This is a genomic window from Chryseobacterium sp. S0630 (assembly GCF_024158915.1).
In the GTDB taxonomy this organism is placed as follows: domain Bacteria; phylum Bacteroidota; class Bacteroidia; order Flavobacteriales; family Weeksellaceae; genus Chryseobacterium.
In genome coordinates, this window is sequence record NZ_JAMZGF010000061.1 from 1 (window position 1) to 19,351 (window position 19,351).

At 36.2% G+C, this 19,351-nt stretch carries 16 protein-coding genes; 7 read left to right on the top strand and 9 right to left on the bottom strand.

From position 1 onward, the window contains the following. Window positions 1-201: 201 nt before the first annotated feature. From NK356_RS20035 to NK356_RS20045, 3 genes are read right to left on the bottom strand one after another with little or no spacing between them, the layout of a single operon-like run. Window positions 202-819: a conjugal transfer protein TraD gene (locus NK356_RS20035; protein ID WP_253317848.1), complete on the bottom strand. Its 618-nt coding sequence runs from the start codon at window positions 817-819 to the stop codon at window positions 202-204. Between the two features lie 2 nt (window positions 820-821). After that, the gene (locus NK356_RS20040) at window positions 822-1,220 is read right to left on the bottom strand and encodes a DUF3408 domain-containing protein (protein WP_253317849.1); all 399 of its coding nucleotides are present in this window, start codon (window positions 1,218-1,220) and stop codon (window positions 822-824) included. 10 nt (window positions 1,221-1,230) lie between these two features. Then, the gene (locus tag NK356_RS20045; RefSeq protein ID WP_253317850.1) at window positions 1,231-1,998 is read right to left on the bottom strand and encodes a ParA family protein; all 768 of its coding nucleotides are present in this window, start codon (window positions 1,996-1,998) and stop codon (window positions 1,231-1,233) included. A 607-nt stretch (window positions 1,999-2,605) separates the two neighbouring features. Between NK356_RS20045 and mobA the strand changes: the two genes are divergently transcribed. Together mobA and mobB are read left to right on the top strand one after the other, a co-directional pair. Beyond that, window positions 2,606-3,037, top strand: a complete 432-nt coding sequence (gene mobA / locus NK356_RS20050) for a conjugal transfer protein MobA (RefSeq protein WP_253317851.1) — start codon at window positions 2,606-2,608, stop codon at window positions 3,035-3,037. 7 nt (window positions 3,038-3,044) lie between these two features. Beyond that, window positions 3,045-4,328, top strand: a complete 1,284-nt coding sequence (mobB, locus tag NK356_RS20055; RefSeq protein WP_253317852.1) for a conjugal transfer protein MobB — start codon at window positions 3,045-3,047, stop codon at window positions 4,326-4,328. An 18-nt stretch (window positions 4,329-4,346) separates the two neighbouring features. On the opposite strand, the gene NK356_RS20060 is transcribed toward mobB, so the two are convergent. After that, window positions 4,347-5,354 (bottom strand): YhcG family protein, encoded by a 1,008-nt coding sequence (locus NK356_RS20060; RefSeq protein ID WP_227942488.1) that lies wholly within the window; start codon window positions 5,352-5,354, stop codon window positions 4,347-4,349. 179 nt (window positions 5,355-5,533) lie between these two features. Between NK356_RS20060 and mobC the strand changes: the two genes are divergently transcribed. Then, complete coding sequence (mobC, locus tag NK356_RS20065; RefSeq protein ID WP_253317872.1) at window positions 5,534-7,531, top strand: conjugal transfer protein MobC; 1,998 nt, start codon at window positions 5,534-5,536, stop codon at window positions 7,529-7,531. A 167-nt stretch (window positions 7,532-7,698) separates the two neighbouring features. Here mobC and NK356_RS20070 read toward each other — a convergent pair whose 3' ends face one another. The 4 genes from NK356_RS20070 to NK356_RS20085 all read right to left on the bottom strand — a co-directional run bounded on the left by NK356_RS20070 (window position 7,699) and on the right by NK356_RS20085 (window position 12,768). Beyond that, window positions 7,699-9,768, bottom strand: coding sequence for a type IA DNA topoisomerase (locus tag NK356_RS20070; RefSeq protein ID WP_253317853.1), 2,070 nt, complete (start codon window positions 9,766-9,768; stop codon window positions 7,699-7,701). Between the two features lie 21 nt (window positions 9,769-9,789). Then, on the bottom strand, window positions 9,790-11,178 hold the full coding sequence (locus tag NK356_RS20075; protein WP_253317854.1) for a DUF3945 domain-containing protein: 1,389 nt from the start codon (window positions 11,176-11,178) through the stop codon (window positions 9,790-9,792). Window positions 11,179-11,276: 98 nt separating this feature from the next. Further along, on the bottom strand, window positions 11,277-11,891 hold the full coding sequence (locus NK356_RS20080; RefSeq protein WP_253317855.1) for an alpha-ketoglutarate-dependent dioxygenase AlkB: 615 nt from the start codon (window positions 11,889-11,891) through the stop codon (window positions 11,277-11,279). A gap of 94 nt (window positions 11,892-11,985) precedes the next feature. Next, on the bottom strand, window positions 11,986-12,768 hold the full coding sequence (locus tag NK356_RS20085) for a LexA family transcriptional regulator (RefSeq protein WP_253317856.1): 783 nt from the start codon (window positions 12,766-12,768) through the stop codon (window positions 11,986-11,988). Between the two features lie 61 nt (window positions 12,769-12,829). On the opposite strand from NK356_RS20085, the gene dinB reads away from it, so the two are divergent. Both dinB and NK356_RS20095 read left to right on the top strand, forming a co-directional pair. Then, window positions 12,830-13,972: a DNA polymerase IV gene (gene dinB / locus NK356_RS20090; RefSeq protein WP_253317857.1), complete on the top strand. Its 1,143-nt coding sequence runs from the start codon at window positions 12,830-12,832 to the stop codon at window positions 13,970-13,972. Between the two features lie 12 nt (window positions 13,973-13,984). Then, entirely contained in the window at window positions 13,985-17,059 is a 3,075-nt protein-coding gene (locus NK356_RS20095) for a DNA polymerase III subunit alpha (protein WP_253317858.1), read from the top strand. A 30-nt stretch (window positions 17,060-17,089) separates the two neighbouring features. Here NK356_RS20095 and NK356_RS20100 read toward each other — a convergent pair whose 3' ends face one another. Further along, entirely contained in the window at window positions 17,090-17,599 is a 510-nt protein-coding gene (locus NK356_RS20100; RefSeq protein ID WP_253317859.1) for a hypothetical protein, read from the bottom strand. Between the two features lie 106 nt (window positions 17,600-17,705). On the opposite strand from NK356_RS20100, the gene NK356_RS20105 reads away from it, so the two are divergent. Next, a complete protein-coding gene (locus NK356_RS20105) occupies window positions 17,706-18,323 on the top strand; it encodes a hypothetical protein (RefSeq protein WP_253317860.1) in 618 nt (205 codons plus the stop codon). Window positions 18,324-18,331: 8 nt separating this feature from the next. Continuing rightward, window positions 18,332-19,231 (top strand): hypothetical protein, encoded by a 900-nt coding sequence (locus NK356_RS20110; RefSeq protein WP_253317861.1) that lies wholly within the window; start codon window positions 18,332-18,334, stop codon window positions 19,229-19,231. The last annotated feature ends 120 nt before the right edge of the window (window positions 19,232-19,351 follow it).

Below are 19,351 nucleotides of genomic sequence, written 5' to 3' on the forward strand. Positions count from 1 at the left end.
TTATTTTTGAGAAAAGGCTCAGATTATAAAATCTAAGCCCTGACTTTTTAACTTACACACTTTACGGGATAGTGTCGTTTTTGTTGACTCAATATGAAGATGATTTGCAGAAAATCTTATAGTTTATGTTATATATATCATCGAAGCATTTTCTATATCAATTTTAGATATTGGAGAGTTAAATAAACTCTCCAATAGACACTACCCTCCAATATGAAAATCATTATTCCGTACTTTGGAAGTACCGCCATCTTCTCTATGATCCAAACTTCTATCTAACAATTGTGTTATTTCAAAGGAAGCATTTTCCATAAAATTCTCAAGTAAGGTATATAATTCGGTTCCATAAGTTTTTTGAACGATCGCTGCTGCTGTTTCCTTTTGAGATAAGGTAAAACTATTTTGTTTCACAAACATCTCCACACAGCTCAGTTCTTCAAAGGTAACCCCTTGGGCTAAACTGTTATCCTCACCGATTATTCTATACTTTTTCCATTCTTCTTCCTCTTCAATAAAATCAGGTTCACTATTAAAACCAAATTCCGGCTCTTCCTGCGGATTTAATAGACTGATATTTTCGCTGATATCATATTCTATGTCTAAATTAGAGGGATCAAAACCAAGTTCATTTTCTTGTCTTTCAGAGGAAGTCATTATCATAGAATGGAGTGAAGTTTTTGCTTCACCCATAATATTGGGTTGGTTTTTATTATTTGCTTGGTCTTCAGTTTTGTGAAAATGGGATTGTTTTCGGATAATTTTGTCATGGAGTAATAGCAGAATTATGATCAGAAGACAAATACTGATGATAGTTTCCATAGTTATAAAATGGGTTTAAAGTGATTGTTAAAGTACTCCGTAATCTCGTTTCCATATTCCAGAAAATGCTGTTCCAGAATATTGTCAATATAGGAATAGAGAGTTGTCCTTTCTTCTCTGGTAAGCTGTACAATCCGCAATAATCTTTCGTGATATTCCGGACGTATATAGACCACCTTACCATTACGTCCTGAAGGAAAGCGATTGGTTAAAAAGGTCTCTTCATAGTTGAGCTTTTTAAAAGAATTGGTTTTTGCTTTTTCTTTGGACTTTTGAACAGCTTGTCTGGTTGTATGATTTTTTTCGTCAAGAGCCGTTTGTTCACCACTGATGACCTGCATTAAATACTCTTCATCAACTGTAGCCTTTTCTAAATCGTTGTTGTCATTGTTTGTAGCCATCTTTCGGGTTTTACAGATTTGTGATTCTTAGAAACTCTTCAATAAACAGATCCATTCTTGTCGCTTTTAAAATCGGATATTCTGCTGGTAACAGTGTTGATCTGAAGATACTGTTTCCGATATGGTCGGATTCCTTACGAAATCGTTTACTGTCCATAATTCGCGTATCCATTATATTCATCTGAAGAGTTGCAATTGCTTTTTCGTAGATTTCGTATAACCCTGTCTTTTCCCGTCCATCAATCTGATTCCAGAATAGCCATAACGCTTGTTGCGGAAAATCATGCTCACCGGAAGGAAGCGCCATAAAAGCTTTGGTAAATCCTAACGTACTTTCTACAACCAAACGGTCAGCAGTCATGGGAGCAAAAATAAAATCCATTGATTTCAAGGTCGTCAGCACCCCTTTGGTATTGGCGGTACCAGGCAGATCATAAAAGATAATATCCGGAACTAGGGTAGTTTGTTTAATATATCGGGTAGATTCTTCTATTGCATTTTCTGCCTTACAGCGTATAATCGGATATGCTTTCTTATTGATCAGTTGGAATTGTTTCATAGCAGCTTTCTTATGGTACTCGTTCAGCATAATTGCTTTTTTATCACGTTCCCTCATATTGCTTAGGCTGTATTGTGGAAAATCACAATCCATGACTAAAACATTGTATCCCAATCGGTAATGTAATACGCTGGCAAGTAATATGGTAATCGTCGATTTTCCCACACCTCCTTTTTGAGTGGAGAAACTTACTTTTAAAGTTTTTTTTGTTGCTTTCATGATGCATGTATTTATTGTTGTTTTATAATGTTGAATGGTAAGAATCTGTATAAGTTGATTTATATGTAGGGGTACTCCTGTATTATCTTAAAAATCTAAAGATGTATACATTTACATCATTTTTACAGGGTTTATCTGCAACTGTTTTGTTGAGAGAATACCTTTTTTTGAATATCTGTAACTGCTTTTCTGCTTTTGCGCTTTTATAGTTGTAAAACTTTACATTTTTATGATTTGCCCGTTTCATCATCAACTTTATGTGTTGCTGTAAAGGAAAGAGTTTTCAAAACCAGTACTGATCTTCAGGTGATTCCTGGTGTTATTTGGCAGTAATTGGAAGGGGGGATTATTGTACATATCCGGTTGTTTCTGTTTACCTTGTTGTATACAATTTTAAGAAGAGTTGGTGTTTATTACAACAGCTGAAAGATGTTGATCGCTTGTTACAATAGTTTTTGTGATACGATAAATATGGTGTTCACCTGAACACGGCAAGTTGTGTTTTGAGTGCCTCATAACTGTTTTTTGTGCCTCAAAACAACTTGCCCTGCCGGGAGCTTTGAAACACTCTCCGAAGTCGAGGTTTATAAACTTTAAATGGATATCTATGAATGATCAGAAAAATAATAAGAGAAGTAAAGGTGGGCGAAAGCCAAAGATAAACCCTTGTAATCACCGGTATGTTTTTCGGCTGGATGATGAAGACAATAGCAAATTTCTGTCTTTATTTGAAGCCTCTGGAATAGATAATAAAGCTAAATTTATAACTTCTGTATTGTTTTCAAAAGAAATAAAAACAGTAAAAATTGATAAGGGGAGTGTTGATTTTTACATGAGGCTGACTTCCTTTTATTCCCAGTTCAGAGCAGTGGGCGTGAATTACAATCAGGTAGTTAAGTTATTATACACTCATTTTACCGAAAAAAAAGCTGCGGCATTTCTGTATCAATTGGAGAAACATACTGCTGAACTTTCAGCTTTATGCCGAAAAATTATTGAATTGGCTAATGAATTTACTAACGGGAATATAGAAAAATGATGGTTCAATGATTGCAAAAATTGGCAGAAGCAGTAGTTTATATGGTGCCTTAGCCTATAATCATCATAAGGTGGAAAAGGGACAGGGACAAATTTTGTTGATGAATAAAATGATGGAATCCACAGATGGGACGTATACTATACCCCAACTCATGAGATCTTTCGATCCTTATCTTGCTGCCAATCAAAAGACGGAAAAACATACTTTACATATATCGCTTAATCCAGATCCGAATGATAAGGTCAGTGATAAGGATTTTGTGAAGATGGCAGAAGAGTATATGAATGGAATGGGGTACGGTGAACAGCCTTACATGGTTTTTAAACACACTGATATCGACCGTACCCATATTCATATTGTGTCTGTATGTGTTGATGAAAATGGCAGGAAAATATCAGATCGATTTGAGAAAAGGCGGTCGATGAATATGTGCAGACAACTCGAAAATACCTATAATTTATTGCCAGCTGCAGAAGGGCAGAAGGTGAAAAATAACATGGTTTTCAAACCGGTTGATTATCAGACCGGGAATATTAGACATCAGATCGCCTCTGTCATCAGGAATATAGCTGATGTGTATTCCTTTAAAACACTTGGAGAGTACAATGCTCTGCTTTCACTTTTCAATATAGCAGTTGAAAAAATTGAAGGCGAATTGCATGGAAAACTACAGCGGGGGTTGGTGTATTTTGCATTGGATACAAACAAACATAAAATTGGAAACCCATTGAAAGCTTCAAGGATTGGAAGAGCGGCACAGTTGCCTGCAGTGGAATCTCACTTTTTAAAAAGTAAAAAATCTATTCTTCAATCGAATAAAACTGAAATAAAGGGTTGGGTTGACAATGCCCTCAAAGTGAGTATTCATGAAAAAGATTTTATTGAGAAAGTAAGGTCTATGGGTATTAATACGGTAATCCGAAGAAATGAAGCCGGACGTATTTATGGAATGACATTTATCGATCACAACTCCAAAACAGTATGGAATGGTTCAAATTTGGGAAAAGAATATTCCGCTGCTGTTTTTAATGATTTATGGAAGGATCAGGAGCATTTAAAAAGACCCTCTAATGAAAAGCAGGCAGAAATTGAATTACCCCCAACAAATCAATTCTTACCCCTTCAACTTCATCCCTTATTTGGATTTTTAAATGATGACAATGATGATTTACGTGACACTGAATCAGTGGACTCATTTCCCGGATTGTTGCCAACGGTGCAGGGAGAGGACTATGAAGAACAGGTTTTTTCACAGCAAATGCGAAAGTGGAAAAAGAAAAGAAAAAGATAGTCTGATGATTTCTTGTACTTAACCTTCTTTTTGCATAATTGCCTGTACTTTTTGCTGTAATTCCTTTTTATCAGGTAAATACAACTGGTATTTGGAAACAAATATTTTATTAGAAATACCACCTGTTGCATATTCCACCAATACTTCATCTTTTTCCGCAGAAAGGATAATGCCTATAGGCTCATTATCATCCACAACATTTTCTTCAGATTTAAAGTAGTTCAGATATAAATTCATTTGTCCTATATCATTGTGCTCAACCTGTTTTATTTTTAAATCAATCAGCACAAAACACTTTAAGATACGGTGATAGAATACAAGATCAATATAAAAATGCCTGTTACGAAGTGATATCTTATACTGTCTTCCGACAAATGTAAAACCCTTTCCCAGTTCTAAAAGAAACATCTGCAGATTGTCAATAATCTTCTGTTCCAATGCTTTTTCGGTAACACGATGACTTTGAGGTAATTTGAGAAAGTCCAGTACATAAGGATCTTTTATAGCCTCTGTGGAATCGGTCACGATATGGCCTTTTTCCGCAAGTTGCAGTACGCCCTTTTTATCTTTGCTCAATGCCAGTCTTTCAAAAAGGGAAGAGTTGATCTGCCTTTCCAGTTCGCGATAGCCCCAATTTTCCAGCACGGCCTGTTTTTCATAGAACTTCCTTGCCGTATCATCAGAAATACCGAGCAAAGTAACCAGATGAGTCCAGCTTAATTTGGCAGGCACTGCCTGCCATTTTTGATAGGTCAGATAAAATCTGCGCATATCTAAAATATTACGCCTGCCAAATCCTTTGCCATAACGCTGCCTCAGATCTTTGGAAAGTGTTGCCAGTAAGTTACTTCCGTATTCTGCACGTTCCTCACCATGCTGCTCATATTCCACGATATGCCTGCCAATTTCCCAGTTGGCTTTCACCAGCTCAGTATTGACTGCCTTAACCGCATTTTGTCTTGCAACCTCAATAGCGGATCCGATACTGTCCAGTAATTCTGTGTATTTTGATTGTACAGGTTTCATTGATATTTTGTTATAAGACAAATGTAAAAAATTCCTTGGTCAACAAATGCTATGATTCATGATAAAATAAGTTTCAGCACTGTGCCAAACGCTTCCTTATAATGCCTGACACTGCCAGTGTAGAAAACAGACTTCTGTTACCCAATAAATTCATCATCCTAACTCTAAAAATAAATGATATGCAGGGTGAAGATGATCTACGGGGCTTAGCTAAAATTATGGCTTTTATGCGTGCCGTCAGTATTTTAATGGTACTGATGCATTATTACTGGTATTGTTATCCATTTTTTCATGAAAAAGGATGGACATTGGAAATCATTAACAGAATACTGCTGAATTTCCAAAGAACAGCAGGGTTGTTCTCTCACAGTCTCTATACAAAAGTTTTTACCATTGTATTACTCTCTCTAAGCTGTTTGGGAACAAAAGGAGTAAAAGACGAGAAGATAACCTGGTCTCAGATTATTGGTTTCATGACAGTCGGAACATTATTGTTTTTCTTCAATACTATTTTGCTGAGATGGGGCGGGGCAGGTATTCTTTTATATATGCTTTCAATGTCAGTAGGATATATCCTCCTAATGGTATCAGGGGTATGGATGAGCCGTTTGTTAAAACATAATCTGATGGATGATGTATTCAATAATGAGAATGAAAGTTTTATGCAGGAAACCCAATTGATGGAAAATGAATACTCTGTGAACCTTCCCACTAAATTCTATTACAAAGGAAAATGGAATCAGGGCTGGATCAATATTGTCAATCCATTCAGAGCAACCATTGTACTGGGAACTCCGGGATCAGGAAAGTCATATGCTATTGTCAATAATTATATCAAACAGCAGATTGAGAAGGGTTTCTCCATGTACATCTATGATTTTAAGTTTGATGATCTTTCAACAATTGCTTATAATCATGTATTGAAACACCATGATAAATACAAAGTAAAACCAAAGTTTTATGTTATTAATTTTGATGATCCCCGAAGAAGCCATCGTTGCAATCCTTTAAATCCTGATTTTATGACGGATATTTCAGATGCCTATGAAGCAGCCTATACCATCATGCTTAATTTAAACAGAACCTGGATTCAAAAGCAAGGAGACTTCTTCGTGGAATCTCCCATTATTCTTTTAGCTGCTATTATCTGGTTCCTGAAAATATATGAAAATGGTAAATACTGTACTTTTCCTCATGCCATTGAACTGCTCAATAAAAAATACTCTGATGTTTTCACGATTTTAACTTCTTATACTGATCTTGAGAACTATCTTTCCCCTTTCATGGACGCGTGGCAAGGTGGCGCACAGGACCAGCTTCAGGGGCAGATCGCCTCTGCTAAGATTCCTTTATCACGAATGATATCTCCTCAGCTATATTGGGTCATGACCGGAGATGATTTTTCATTGGATATCAACAATCCGAAAGAACCGAAAATATTATGTGTAGGAAATAACCCGGATCGGCAGAATATCTATTCAGCAGCACTTGGGCTCTATAATTCCAGAATCGTAAAACTCATCAATAAAAAAGGGCAACTAAAGAGTTCAGTGATTATTGATGAATTGCCTACGATTTATTTTCGGGGATTGGATAATCTGATTGCAACCGCAAGAAGTAATAAAGTAGCTGTCTGCTTAGGGTTTCAGGATTTCTCCCAGTTGACAAGAGATTATGGGGATAAAGAAAGTAAAGTGATTCAGAATACAGTGGGGAATATATTCAGTGGTCAGGTCGTGGGAGACACGGCTAAAAATCTTTCCGAACGTTTTGGAAAAGTCCTCCAGAAAAGACAAAGTATGACCATCAACAGAAATGATACGTCCACTTCTATATCTACACAGCTGGATAGTCTGATACCGGCTTCCAAAATTTCAACGTTAAGTCAGGGAATGTTTGTAGGGGCTGTATCTGATAATTTTGATGAAAGAATTGAACAGAAAATGTTTCATGCAGAAATAGTAGTGGATAATGAAAAAGTAGCTGGAGAAACTAAATCCTATCAGCGGATACCGGAGATTTTATCATTTGTAAGTGATAGTGGAGAAGACCGGTTCACATCAATTATTGAAGAGAATTACAGAAATGTTAAGCAGGACGTTATGAGGATCATTGAAAATGAAATTGAGCGTATAAAAGCTCACCCTGAGCTACAGCATTTAATACCAAAACAATAAAGTAAAAATCCCCGGAGACCGGGGATAAAAACTAATAACCATGAAAACTCAAATTAAACATGAGAATCAGATGCAAATTTACTGTAAATAATTTTTTTTACCGATTCACCTCATCTATGAGTTGTATTGTAAATATAGTTTGCTTCGCTTAAAAGGAAATTAATCTATCAGCTTCTTTCAAATTCAAATGAGCTTTCAGCCTTTTCATTCAGTGTAATATAAGCGTTAAAAGTTTTTCCTGACTTACTTTTCATTCCCTTTATTAATGAAGTTCGACCTGTGTTAATAAGGCTTTCGATATCATATACTGAGATTTGGATACCGCAGATATTTCTAAACTGCAACCAACTGCAACGAATATCACGGCACTTTACAATATGATCATGAATAACCAAATACTGCGTTTTACATTTTGGACATATAATATTGGGAACATCAGGCCGTTCAATGCGGATCTGCAGTAATTCATCAGTAACAGATTTTGTATAGCTTTCGATTTGCTTTTGAAATTCAGCTGCCTTTGATTCATTATTTTCTATACGCTGCATTTCCAGTTCCCATTCTGCAGTTAAAGAAATATCAGCTATTTTTTTATCTTTTACGAGATCATGAACATATAGACCTTTGTCAGTTGGGATGATTGATTTTTTATCTCTTTTAATATAACCCCGATGAATTAGCGTCTCAATAATAGATGCCCTTGTTGCAGGTGTGCCAATGCCTATATTTTTTAATATCTTCCGTTGTTCTGTTTCTTCAATATTTTTCCCTGCATTTTCCATTGCAGACAATAGGCTTCCTTCAGTATAAAGGCTTGGAGACTGGGTTTTCTTTTCAAAGATCGTAATTTCTTTAATTTTAAGTTCTGCACCTTCCCTGACCTCAGGCAACTCCTCAACCGTCTCAAAATCATCTGAAGAAATACCGGCTATATTACGCCAACCTCTTTGCAGGATTTTACATCCCTGAGCTGCAAAATCAAGATGGAGCACCTGTAAACCAATATCTGTAATTTCTTTGATACATGGCTGTGAAACAACCTCCAGTAATCGAAAAGCGATCAGTTCATAAATAGCATTCTCTTTTGGCGTAAGTGCTGAAGGAATTTTTTCTGTAGTGAGCAGTCCATGATGATCGGTAACTTTCACATCATTGACAATTCTTTTGCTGAAGTTTCCCCAAGGAAGTGAGCCTGCTGCATTTTTATATGGCTCCTTTTCCTGAAGAATTCTGATGAGATCAGGTATTTCCTGCCATAGATCTTCCGGGATGTATTGACTTCCCGTTCGGGGATAGGTAATAAATTTATTCTCATAGAGACTCTGAGCAATATTCAGCGTCTGCTCTGCACTGAAATTTAACCTCTTGTTTGCTTCTTTTTGCAGACCTGTCAAATCAAAAAGGAGAGGGGGTTGCTCTTTTACCGTTTTTACATCAATGGAAGTAATGGTTGCTGTTGTCGGGTTTCTTTCCAATGCTTTTACAATATCTTCAGCTTGTTTTCTTTCTGTGATTTTTAGTTTACCGAGACTTTTAAATTCTGTATAATCTTTTTGATGCCGCAACCCAATCTGCCAGTATTTCTGACTGATGAAATTTTTGTGTTCATGATAACGTTTGCAGATTAAACCTAATGTCGGAGTCTGAACCCTGCCTAAGGAATATAATCCGCTACCTGCAGCTATAGTCAATGCCTGAGTGGTATTAATCCCTAATAACCAGTCGGCCCTGCTTCTGCATTGACCTGCATGAAATAAACCATCAAACTGATCTCCGGGTTTTAAATTTTGAAAACCATTTTTAATGGCTTTTTGTGTTAAGGAACTGATCCATAGTCTTTCAAACGGTTTTTTACAATTCAGATATTCATAGATATACCGAAAGATAAGCTCTCCTTCTCTTCCTGCATCTGTAGCGACAATAATACGGTCACCTGCATCGAATAACTTTTCAATGATTTTCAGTTGTTTGGATGCTCCCGGGTCCACTAAAAACTGCTTGCCCTTTTTTACTTTTCTGATGGTTAATCTGAATGGTTCGGGTAAAATAGGCAATGCCTCCTTACTAAAACTTGAAATACCGTAATCTTCAGGCATCGCCAATGCCAGTAAATGGCCAAAAGACCAGGTAACGGCATAGCCATTACCTGTTAAATATCCGTCGTTCTTTTCAGTCGCTCCCAAGACTATCGCTATTTCTCTGGCGACACTGGGTTTTTCTGCTAATACTACTTTCATACCGGTCGTTATTATGTTACATCAGACGCTGCGTTTTCTTGCACGAGACTGTGGCTTATCCTGTTTTGCCTGCTGAATTTTATCTTTAGGGGTTTGTTGCTCTTTCTGTAACGGTTCTTTTAAATTCTTAGTGGCTTCATTGGTTTTACCTTCTGAATTAACTGCCGTTTGTGTTTTGTGTCCCTCCATAGGTTTTGCCTGTTCTCTCGCTTTAGTTGGATTCTGAAACGAAAAATCTACTTTTCCTGTCTCTTGATTAAGGGTGATATAACCCTGATAGGGCTGTCCTTTTTTATCCAGCAGTCCATCCAGATAGATGGTTTGCCCACCTTTAAATTTCTCATACTGTTCATCACTTAAGTCTTTGCCTCTGAATGTTTTTGGAATTTCTGAATGAGATTGTTGTTGACGCTCTTTATGATCGAATAAAAATTCCACATATTTTTTATCAGCATTAAACTGAACATGTGCATTAAAGGGCTCTCCTTTGGAAGAAATCATGCCTTCCAGATATAATGCCCTGCCTTCTATTAAAGTTTGCTTTTGCTCTTCATTTAATTTGATACCTTTAATCTCATCGGGAATTTTGATATTTTCAACTTTATAAGCAACCAGTTCATTCGTGAGACGGTCTCTGCTGATAACAGAAGGAATAATTTCATCAGTCTTTGGATTAATAAGCCCCACAACACGTCCCATATTCCCGTTTTCCATTAAATTTTTTTTGTCTTCTGCAGTAAACTCATGACCCAGAAACTTAAAATTGAAATTGGGTTCTTTTCTGATTCCATGAATATTGATGACCACATCTCCGGCATCATTGGTATTCAGTGAAAGCCGGGCATCCATTCTGGTAAGGGCTGTTCCGAGATTGATGGTGACAGGAACAAGACCGTTGGTTTTAAATCCTTTTAACATAGGATCTAAAGCATTTGCTTTTTCTAATTTTTCTTGAGTTAAGCCGAATTTTGACATCATATTCCAGTCGATTTGATCAGCAGAATACTGATACTCTTTTTCTGATAAAGGGTTTGTACTCATCGTATTGGTATTTGGGGTTAATATTTTGTAAGTGTTTAGAAATTCTTCACCCTCAGTACTGGGGTGGGTAAGGTGATGCTGGATCTGTTTTCCGATCTTCTCTGATTCTTTGAGTGGCGATTTAAAAAAGTTGAACAGAGTCGGATTTTTAAGTTGACTCAAAAAATTGGAGAAAAAGTTAGAGAATAGATCACCCTGTTTATCAATCTTTAGAAATTGATTCTGATTCTTCTTGGTGTTGGGTACTGTTTTCAGATCTCCTTTATCGTCTATTGTTTTCACAGCTTCAATCTTATTGGTTTTGGGATTGAAAACCAATAGAATATTGATTAAAGAAGGATCCGGTTGAGTGTTTTGAATGTCTTCCATGATGCTAAATATTTAATTTAACATCGAAGTTAGCGGACTAAACTCGTTAAGAAAATAGGTTGGAATGAAGTGGAAGTCTTTGGCTGTAAAAGGTTGAATCAGATATTGTTAATTAATCTGAAAGTAAGATTGATGCGCTCTTTCATTGGAGTGGCTGATTTAGCAATTCGATGCTGCCAGTTTTCCTGTAAATCACCTTTCATAATAAGCAAAGAACCATGGGGAAGCGGCAGACTGTATTTACTCTGATGATGGTCTTTCTTTCTGAAATCGAAATTCCTGGTTTGTCCGAGACTTATTGAAGCAATAACCGGTCGTTTCCCATATCTGCTTTCTTTGTCCCTATGCCATGCAACCGAATCATTGTTATCTCTGTAAAGGTTCAACAATACACCATTAAATCTGTATCCGAACTCATTTTCAATTCTTTCTTTTAAAGAAAGTAGTTCCGGGGTCCATGAATTAGTCTTTGATGAGTTGCTGTCTGCTGGTTGATAAGATTTCTTATCATCACCGTACCATGCTGTTAATCTCGGGGTCAGAACCATTTTGTCATACATCTTTTGAGTACGCTGTTCCCATGGAGTATTTTCTAATAGTAATGCTTTAAGTGTATCCGCCTCTTCCGCACTTAAAAAATGCTCCTTGTATTCCAAAAGATCTTTTGGAAACTCATAAAATTCTTCGGCATTAAATAAACTGAGCTGGCTCATTGTCAATTTTTAATAAATTTTTACTTTTACAAAATCCCGATTCATTGGGATTTTTTTTCATCATTTGTGTTTTTTACTTCCCTTCGGGGAAGTTTTATTTTGTTTTCATGCTAAGCAGTCTGTTTTCTAGATTACTGATACTGCGTTTGGCATCATTGACCAGATTTTTCAGACTCTCCTCATCAGGCAGATAATGTGGTTTGTAGTCCTGAGGTAAAATTCCTCTGACATACCTCCATATTTCCACAATATCTTTAAGAAGAATATCATAAGGCTCATAAAACATATTATCCGCAGCCACCGTAATTGTTCTTGAATTCCGCTTAACAAAAGTTTTATAGGTGATTCCCTCAGTCGTAACAAAAATATATTCTTTTTTGGCTTTGAGATCTTCAGGTCTTTCAACATATTCCCCAATAATAATGGACTGATCTGCAAAAGGAGGCATAGAATCTCCATCTGCAAGAAAGGCTCTGAACTTGCCGTTTTTCAGAAACGGAAGCTGCATCTTCTGAAGGTTTTCCATATACTCAGGGTCGCTGTATCCGTTCAGATAACCCATAGAAGCTTTTTGAGGAACAATCTCAATAAAATTATCGCCATTTGAATCTACTACAACAGGTAAAATAATTTTATTACCCGGAAGTCTAACAATATCATCTAAAGGAAACTTACGAATATCAATACTGACCAGTAAATCAATACTGACCTTATGATATTTTGAAATCCTTAATAAGATTTCAATCGGTGGTTCAGAGCGACCATCTTCGTACTTCGCATACCGTTCACGGGTAATGGTAAGGTCAGCTGAAATCTTTGCCTGAGAGATTTTTTTCTGATCTCTCAGAAACCTGATGTTTTCTGAAAAAATTGACATTGGTATAATTTATACCAGCAAATATATAAATTTTGAGACAAATAGTATCTAATTTTGTCACGTGAATCGTTCGATAGTACATATGGATCTGGATACTTTTTTCGTCTCTTGCGAACGGAAAAAGAATTCAGAATTGGTGGGAAGACCGATCATCATTGGAGGTGGTGACCGTGGGGTTGTTGCATCCTGCTCATACGAAACACGATTCTTTGGCGTACGATCGGCTATGCCTATCAAGATGGCTTTACGCTTATGCCCTGAAGCAATGGTGATCAAAGGTGATATGGATATGTATCTTAACATGTCTCAGCTTGTCACCGAAGTAATCAGAGATAAAGTTCCGGTAATGGAAAAAGCAAGTATTGATGAGTTCTATCTTGATCTCTCAGGAATGGATAAGTTTTTTGGCTGCTATAAATGGACTCAGGAAGTGGCACAGGCAGTAACAGACAACACAGGGCTTCCCATCAGTTTTGCGCTCTCTACCAATAAGACCGTGGCTAAAATAGGAACTGGCGAATCTAAACCTGTCGGAAAACTGGAGGTTAAAGAGAAAGATGTTCAGCCTTTTCTGAATCCTTTATCTATTAAGAAGATTCCAATGGTAGGCAATGAGACATTCCAGTTACTGTCAAGATTAGGAGTCCGTACCATTGAAACGCTTTCCCAGACCCCGGCTGACGTATTGCAGCAACTGATTGGCAAAAACGGAACAGTGCTCTGGAAAAAAGCCAATGGGATTGATGAAACGCCCGTCATGCAGTATTCTGAAAGAAAATCCATTTCTACGGAAGATACCTTTTCACAGGATACCATTGATGTGTTTGCTGTGAGAAGCATTCTTTCAGGAATGGTGGAAAAGCTATGTTACCAGTTGAGAGAAGAGAAATGGCTTACTTCCACAGTGGTAGTAAAAATCCGCTATTCCAACTTTGATACGGAAACAAAGCAATGTAGAATTCCGCATACCTCAGCTGATCATACCTTACTGAAATATGTACTTGAACTGTTCAATAAACTCTATACCAGAAGAATCAGGATCAGAATGGTGGGTGTAAAATTTACCAACCTGGTTCATGGATGCCACCAAATGAATCTTTTTGAAGATACTGAGGAACAGATCTCATTGTATCAGGCAATGGACAAGATTAAAAACAGGTTTGGTACAACCAGTGTATGCAGGGCTTCAGGTTTAATACGTTAAAAATTTTAGGTTATGTTTCTCAATTGTCATTCTTTTCACAGCTTACGCTATGGAACCATTCCTATTCAGGATCTTGTTCAGCAGGCTGCTGAGCATAATGTAAGATGTTTAGCATTAACGGATATCAATACCGTTACCGGAATCTATGATTTCTACAAACTTTGTAAGGAAAAGGGGATCAAGCCTATTGTAGGAATGGAAGTCAGGGTAGATGACGAATTATACTATATCTGCCTCGCCAAAAATCCGAAAGGGATCGGAGAAGTTAATAAACTTCTAACGGATTACAATTGTGATCATGTACAGATTCCAAAGATCAATCCTGATCTGCCTGACAATATCATCATTTATCCTCTGCATAATCTGCCGGAAAAATTATATGATAATGAATACATTGGTATTCGATATGAGGAACTTAATCTGCTGATAAAACCTGAACTGAAAAAGCTGATTTCTAAAATGGTTATTCTTCATCCCGTAACATTTAAAACAAAACAGGAATATAACCTGCACAGGATATTGCGGGCCATTGACAACAATACATTGTTATCAAAGCTTAATGAATCACATGTATGTAAGGCTACAGAAACTTTTGTTGATAAAAAAGAACTGTTGCAGAAATATATTCATTATCCTCAGATTATCGAGAATACCAAATCAGTAATAGGTTCCTGCAGTTTTGATTTTGATTTTTCCACTCCTAAAAACAAGAAGTATTATACGGATTCAAAAGAAAATGACATTAAGCTGCTGAGAAAATTAGCTTATGAAGGTTTGGAAAAAAAGTACTCAATGAATCATACAGAAGCTAAACAAAGACTGGAAAAGGAATTGGCAGTCATTGGCCAGTTGAATTTCTGTGCGTACTTTTTGATTACCTGGGATATTATCCAATACAGTAATAAAATGGGATTTATGCATGTAGGAAGGGGGAGTGGGGCCAACTCTATTGTTAGTTACTGTATCGGTATTACCGCTATCTGTCCGTTAGAACTTGACTTGTATTTTGAACGGTTTCTGAATCTTAACCGCAAGACTCCCCCTGACTTTGATATTGACTGGAGCTGGCAGAGAAGGGATATTATTCTGGAATATATTTTTAAAAAGTATGGAAAAGATCATGTCGCTTTTTGCGGAACCAATGTTGAGTTTAAATACCGTTCTATTTTCCGGGAAGTAGGAAAAGCATTCGGACTTCCGAAAGAAGAACTGGATGCCCTGGCGACAAAACCCATGAATCAGCATGATGATAATTCAGTATTCAGGCTGGTTCATAAATATGGAAGATTGTTAGAGAAATTTCCCAATCAGAGAAGTATGCACTCGTGTGGAATCTTGATATCAGAAGAACCTATTACCAATTATTCTGCATTGGAAATGCCTCCTAAAGGATTTCCGATTGTGCAGTTCGATATGCATACTGCTGAAGATATCGGACTGGAAAAATTTGATATCCTCTCTCAACGGGGGTTGGGAACTATTAATGATACCGTACAACTGATTGAAGAAAAACGAGGGATTACCGTACATGTAGAAGATACAACACTTTCTAAAGATGAGGTGAAATGTAATGAATTTCTGAGTATCGGAAAAACTATCGGATGTTTTTATATTGAATCGCCCGCCATGCGGGGATTGCTGAGAAGACTGAAATGCGATAATTATAAAGTGCTCGTGGCTGCTTCATCGATTATTCGCCCGGGTGTAGCGCAAAGCGGAATGATGAAAGAGTATATTTTCAGACATAATAATCCTACTCAGTTTGAATACTTTCATGAGGTTTTCGAAAAGGAACTGGGTGAAACCTACGGCATTATGGTATACCAGGAAGACGTCATCAAGATTGCCTTACACTTCGGAGGACTGCCTGCCTCCGATGGTGATGTTCTTCGAAGGGCAATGAGCGGTAAGGGACGTTCTCTGGCTGCACTTCAGAAAGTGAAAGATCATTTTTTTGAATCCTGCAGAGCAAAAGGGCATCCTGAACAGCTGTCTAAAGAAGTCTACCGCCAGATAGAATCTTTTGCCGGATACTCCTTTTGTAAAGCACATTCCGCATCTTATGCCGTTGAAAGCTACCAGAGTCTATTCCTTAAAGTCTATTATCCTATTGAGTTCATGGTGTGCGCAATCAATAACGGCGGTGGCTTTTACAGAACGGAAGTTTATGTGCATGAAGCTAAGATGTCGGGAGCTACCATTAATAATCCCTGTGTTAATCTCAGTGAATGGCAGACCACAGTATATGGGACTGATGTCTATCTGGGACTGATGCATATCGAAAAACTGGAAGGAAGACTGGCTCAGTTGATTCCCGAAGAAAGAAAAAAGAATGGGGAATATCGATCCTTAGAGAACTTTATCAAGAGAATTCCTATAGGCATCGAAACATTACAGATCCTGATTTTTATCGGTGCATTCCGGTTTACAGGAAAACAAAAACATGAGCTGCTTATTGAAGCAAGATTTTTATTAGGGAATAATAAAGAGGTTTACCGGCAGCCTACCTTATTGGAGGAGCCGCAAAAAAGTTATCACCTTCCTAAGATTGAAAGAAATAAGTTTGAAGATGCTTTTGATGAAATAGAAATTCTGGGGTTTCCGGTGTCCTTTTCTCCTTTTGATCTTCTGCAGACAAAATACCGTGGATCAGTCATGGCTAAGAATCTGATACAATACCATAAGAAGCAGGTGAAAATGCTGGCTTATCTGATTTCGAGAAAACATGTTCCTATCAAAAATAAACGGGAAGGAAATAAAAGAGATGAAATGTTTTTTGGGACCTGGATTGACGCAGAAGGGGAGTATTTTGATACCGCTCATTTTCCGGATTCTCTTAAACAATATCCTTTTCAGGGCGGAGGATGTTATCTGCTGTTGGGAACTGTGGAAGTCGACTTCCATTTTCCTACGATTACCATTCATAAAATGGCAAAAATGCCCTTCATTCCCGATCCCAGGTATTCAATGGATCAGGAAAAATCTCAGGAAACACAAAGAAATCTTAGGGAAGACGTTAGTATGACCTTTAGAAAACCTTATCCACAGGAACATGAGATTGGGTTGCCGAGGGAAAAGATGAGATAAACCGTATTAACCAATTAAATTAATAAAATGTTAAGGGAATATTTTCATCAGTTCCTGTTTAATTTGTTTGATTTTAGCATCATGTCTATCTTTAGTATCGGATAAGTTTTGATCTGCATTAATTGTTACAAAATTGATTTTAGGAATCGTCTTACCCGAATTAATAATATTATCAATCATTAGTTTTGCATGATGCTCCCATTTGTATTCAAGAAGGAATAAATGAAGCTGGTCATAATTTTGAAATATGTGATTGCTTAGTAAATCAATAAAATTATTTTTTGGGTGCATAGTAGGGCATAGTGCGGTAAATAAATTTAAGTCTGACACTTTTTCATTAGTTATTCTCTTACTGATAACTTGTGTCCAAGTACTCCAATAATCATCATTTGAGTGAGTTTCTACAGTGAAATTTGCATTTATCCCTCCGATTTTATAATATTTTCCTTGATAATATCTTTTTCTATTATTAAATAAATCTTCAATTATTGTAGTCTTACCCCAATTGTTGAAACCTGTTATAAAAATTGCTTGTTTCATATCTTAAATTTATACAAATATGATTAATAAAATTAAAAATATAATCATCTAATTAATATCTGCAAAAAAGATGTAAATTAACTGTCAACTATTTAAACTATTAATCATGAAAACAACATCTCAAACCGATGGTGCAAATCACTTTGTACTAAAATGGTTATTTCTTGTACCTCTGCTTTCCTTAGCAGTTTTCATCTTTCTTTATTTAAAAGGTTTTATACCTTACGAAATTTTTTTAATTACCTTAATTAGTCTTGTTATTTGTCTTGTTTCTAGTTTTATTGCACTAAAAATGAGAAAGAAAAAGCAAGGTATAATAGCTTTATGGGTCTTTTTTATTTTTTTGTTTTTAAGTCATATTAGTGTCGTTTTAAATATTTTACCTCCGAGTTTGGAAAACTACAATCCAATAACCCCAATGGCTACTAAAAAGATTAATATAGCAACATATATGGCAAATCCTCTAAATAGCTCGGAACAAAAAGTTAAGACAGCAGTTTTATTTGCATGGGGAGATAATACACCAGACATCTCAAAGGTGGCAAATGATAAAAAAATTTCAGATTATAAACTCAATGAAGGTCAAGTTTTCTTCCTGACAGACTATCTTAATATTGCAGTGATTTCAGCTAAACCTAATGGGAAAAGACTTCATCCAGCTGATATTAAATCAAGCAAGAATATACAGGGATTAATCGATTTGTTAGAAAAAACAATTAAATAATAATTGCTATGAAAAAGACATTAGCTTTTACAATTATTTTTCTATCCTTTTTTGATTTGGTATTTTCTCAGGATAAGAAACAAGATAATACAGAACAAACTAAAAAGTGGACATTTGAAAATATTACTATTGGTCAATCTATGGCAACTTCTGAGGAGCAAGAACTACCGGCACAGTTATCGGTCACTTTTCCAAAAGGTAAAAAAGCATCTTATCTGATCAATACAGGAATTAACATCAATTTTAAAATAGATCAATGGCCGAATTTATTAGGTTCCTTTACGGGAGAATATCACAGAAATACTCTTACTGACAAAGAACAGAATAATATACAACTTGGTATCAAAGGACATTATAATTTCGCTTCAGAACCTGAAACAAAATATATCTTAATTTTTGATCCGCAATTTAGTAGGGATTTTGTTGAAAATAAAAATTCACTTCAATCTAATCTACTTTTTACTTGGGTAACTAACGGGAAATCTTTAAATTTTGGTGCCCATAATTATTTAAACAAAAATAGAACAATAGCTACTAAGTTATCTGTCATTGCAGGTACACAGTTTCAAAATGTTTTTCACGGAGATGCAAACCAAGATTTACGTGGTTTTAAATTGCGTCCAATAGGTACTGTAAATGCTGGCATCTATTTTTTAAGAAATGAAAATGATCCGACAGATCCCATTGTTGATATCACAGCTGCTTTTACACAGAGATTCATAGTGATAAACTCCACGGCTGATTCTGAAAAGGATACTCATCAGTTCACTTCAAGTATAAACTATTATATTGCAACCAATCCGGTAAAATTATCTATTGGAGGGACATTTCTTGATGGATCTGATCCTTATACTGCATTAAAACAGCAACAATATTTCTTGATATCTTTTAATGTATTCCTCAATTAAAAAGAAAGTGATCCAAAACTAATTTTCGGCTAAAATCCAGATACGAATATTATATTTATTAAATTTAGATATGATATAAAATACAATTAATATAGAAAAAATTAATTCAATAACCATTAA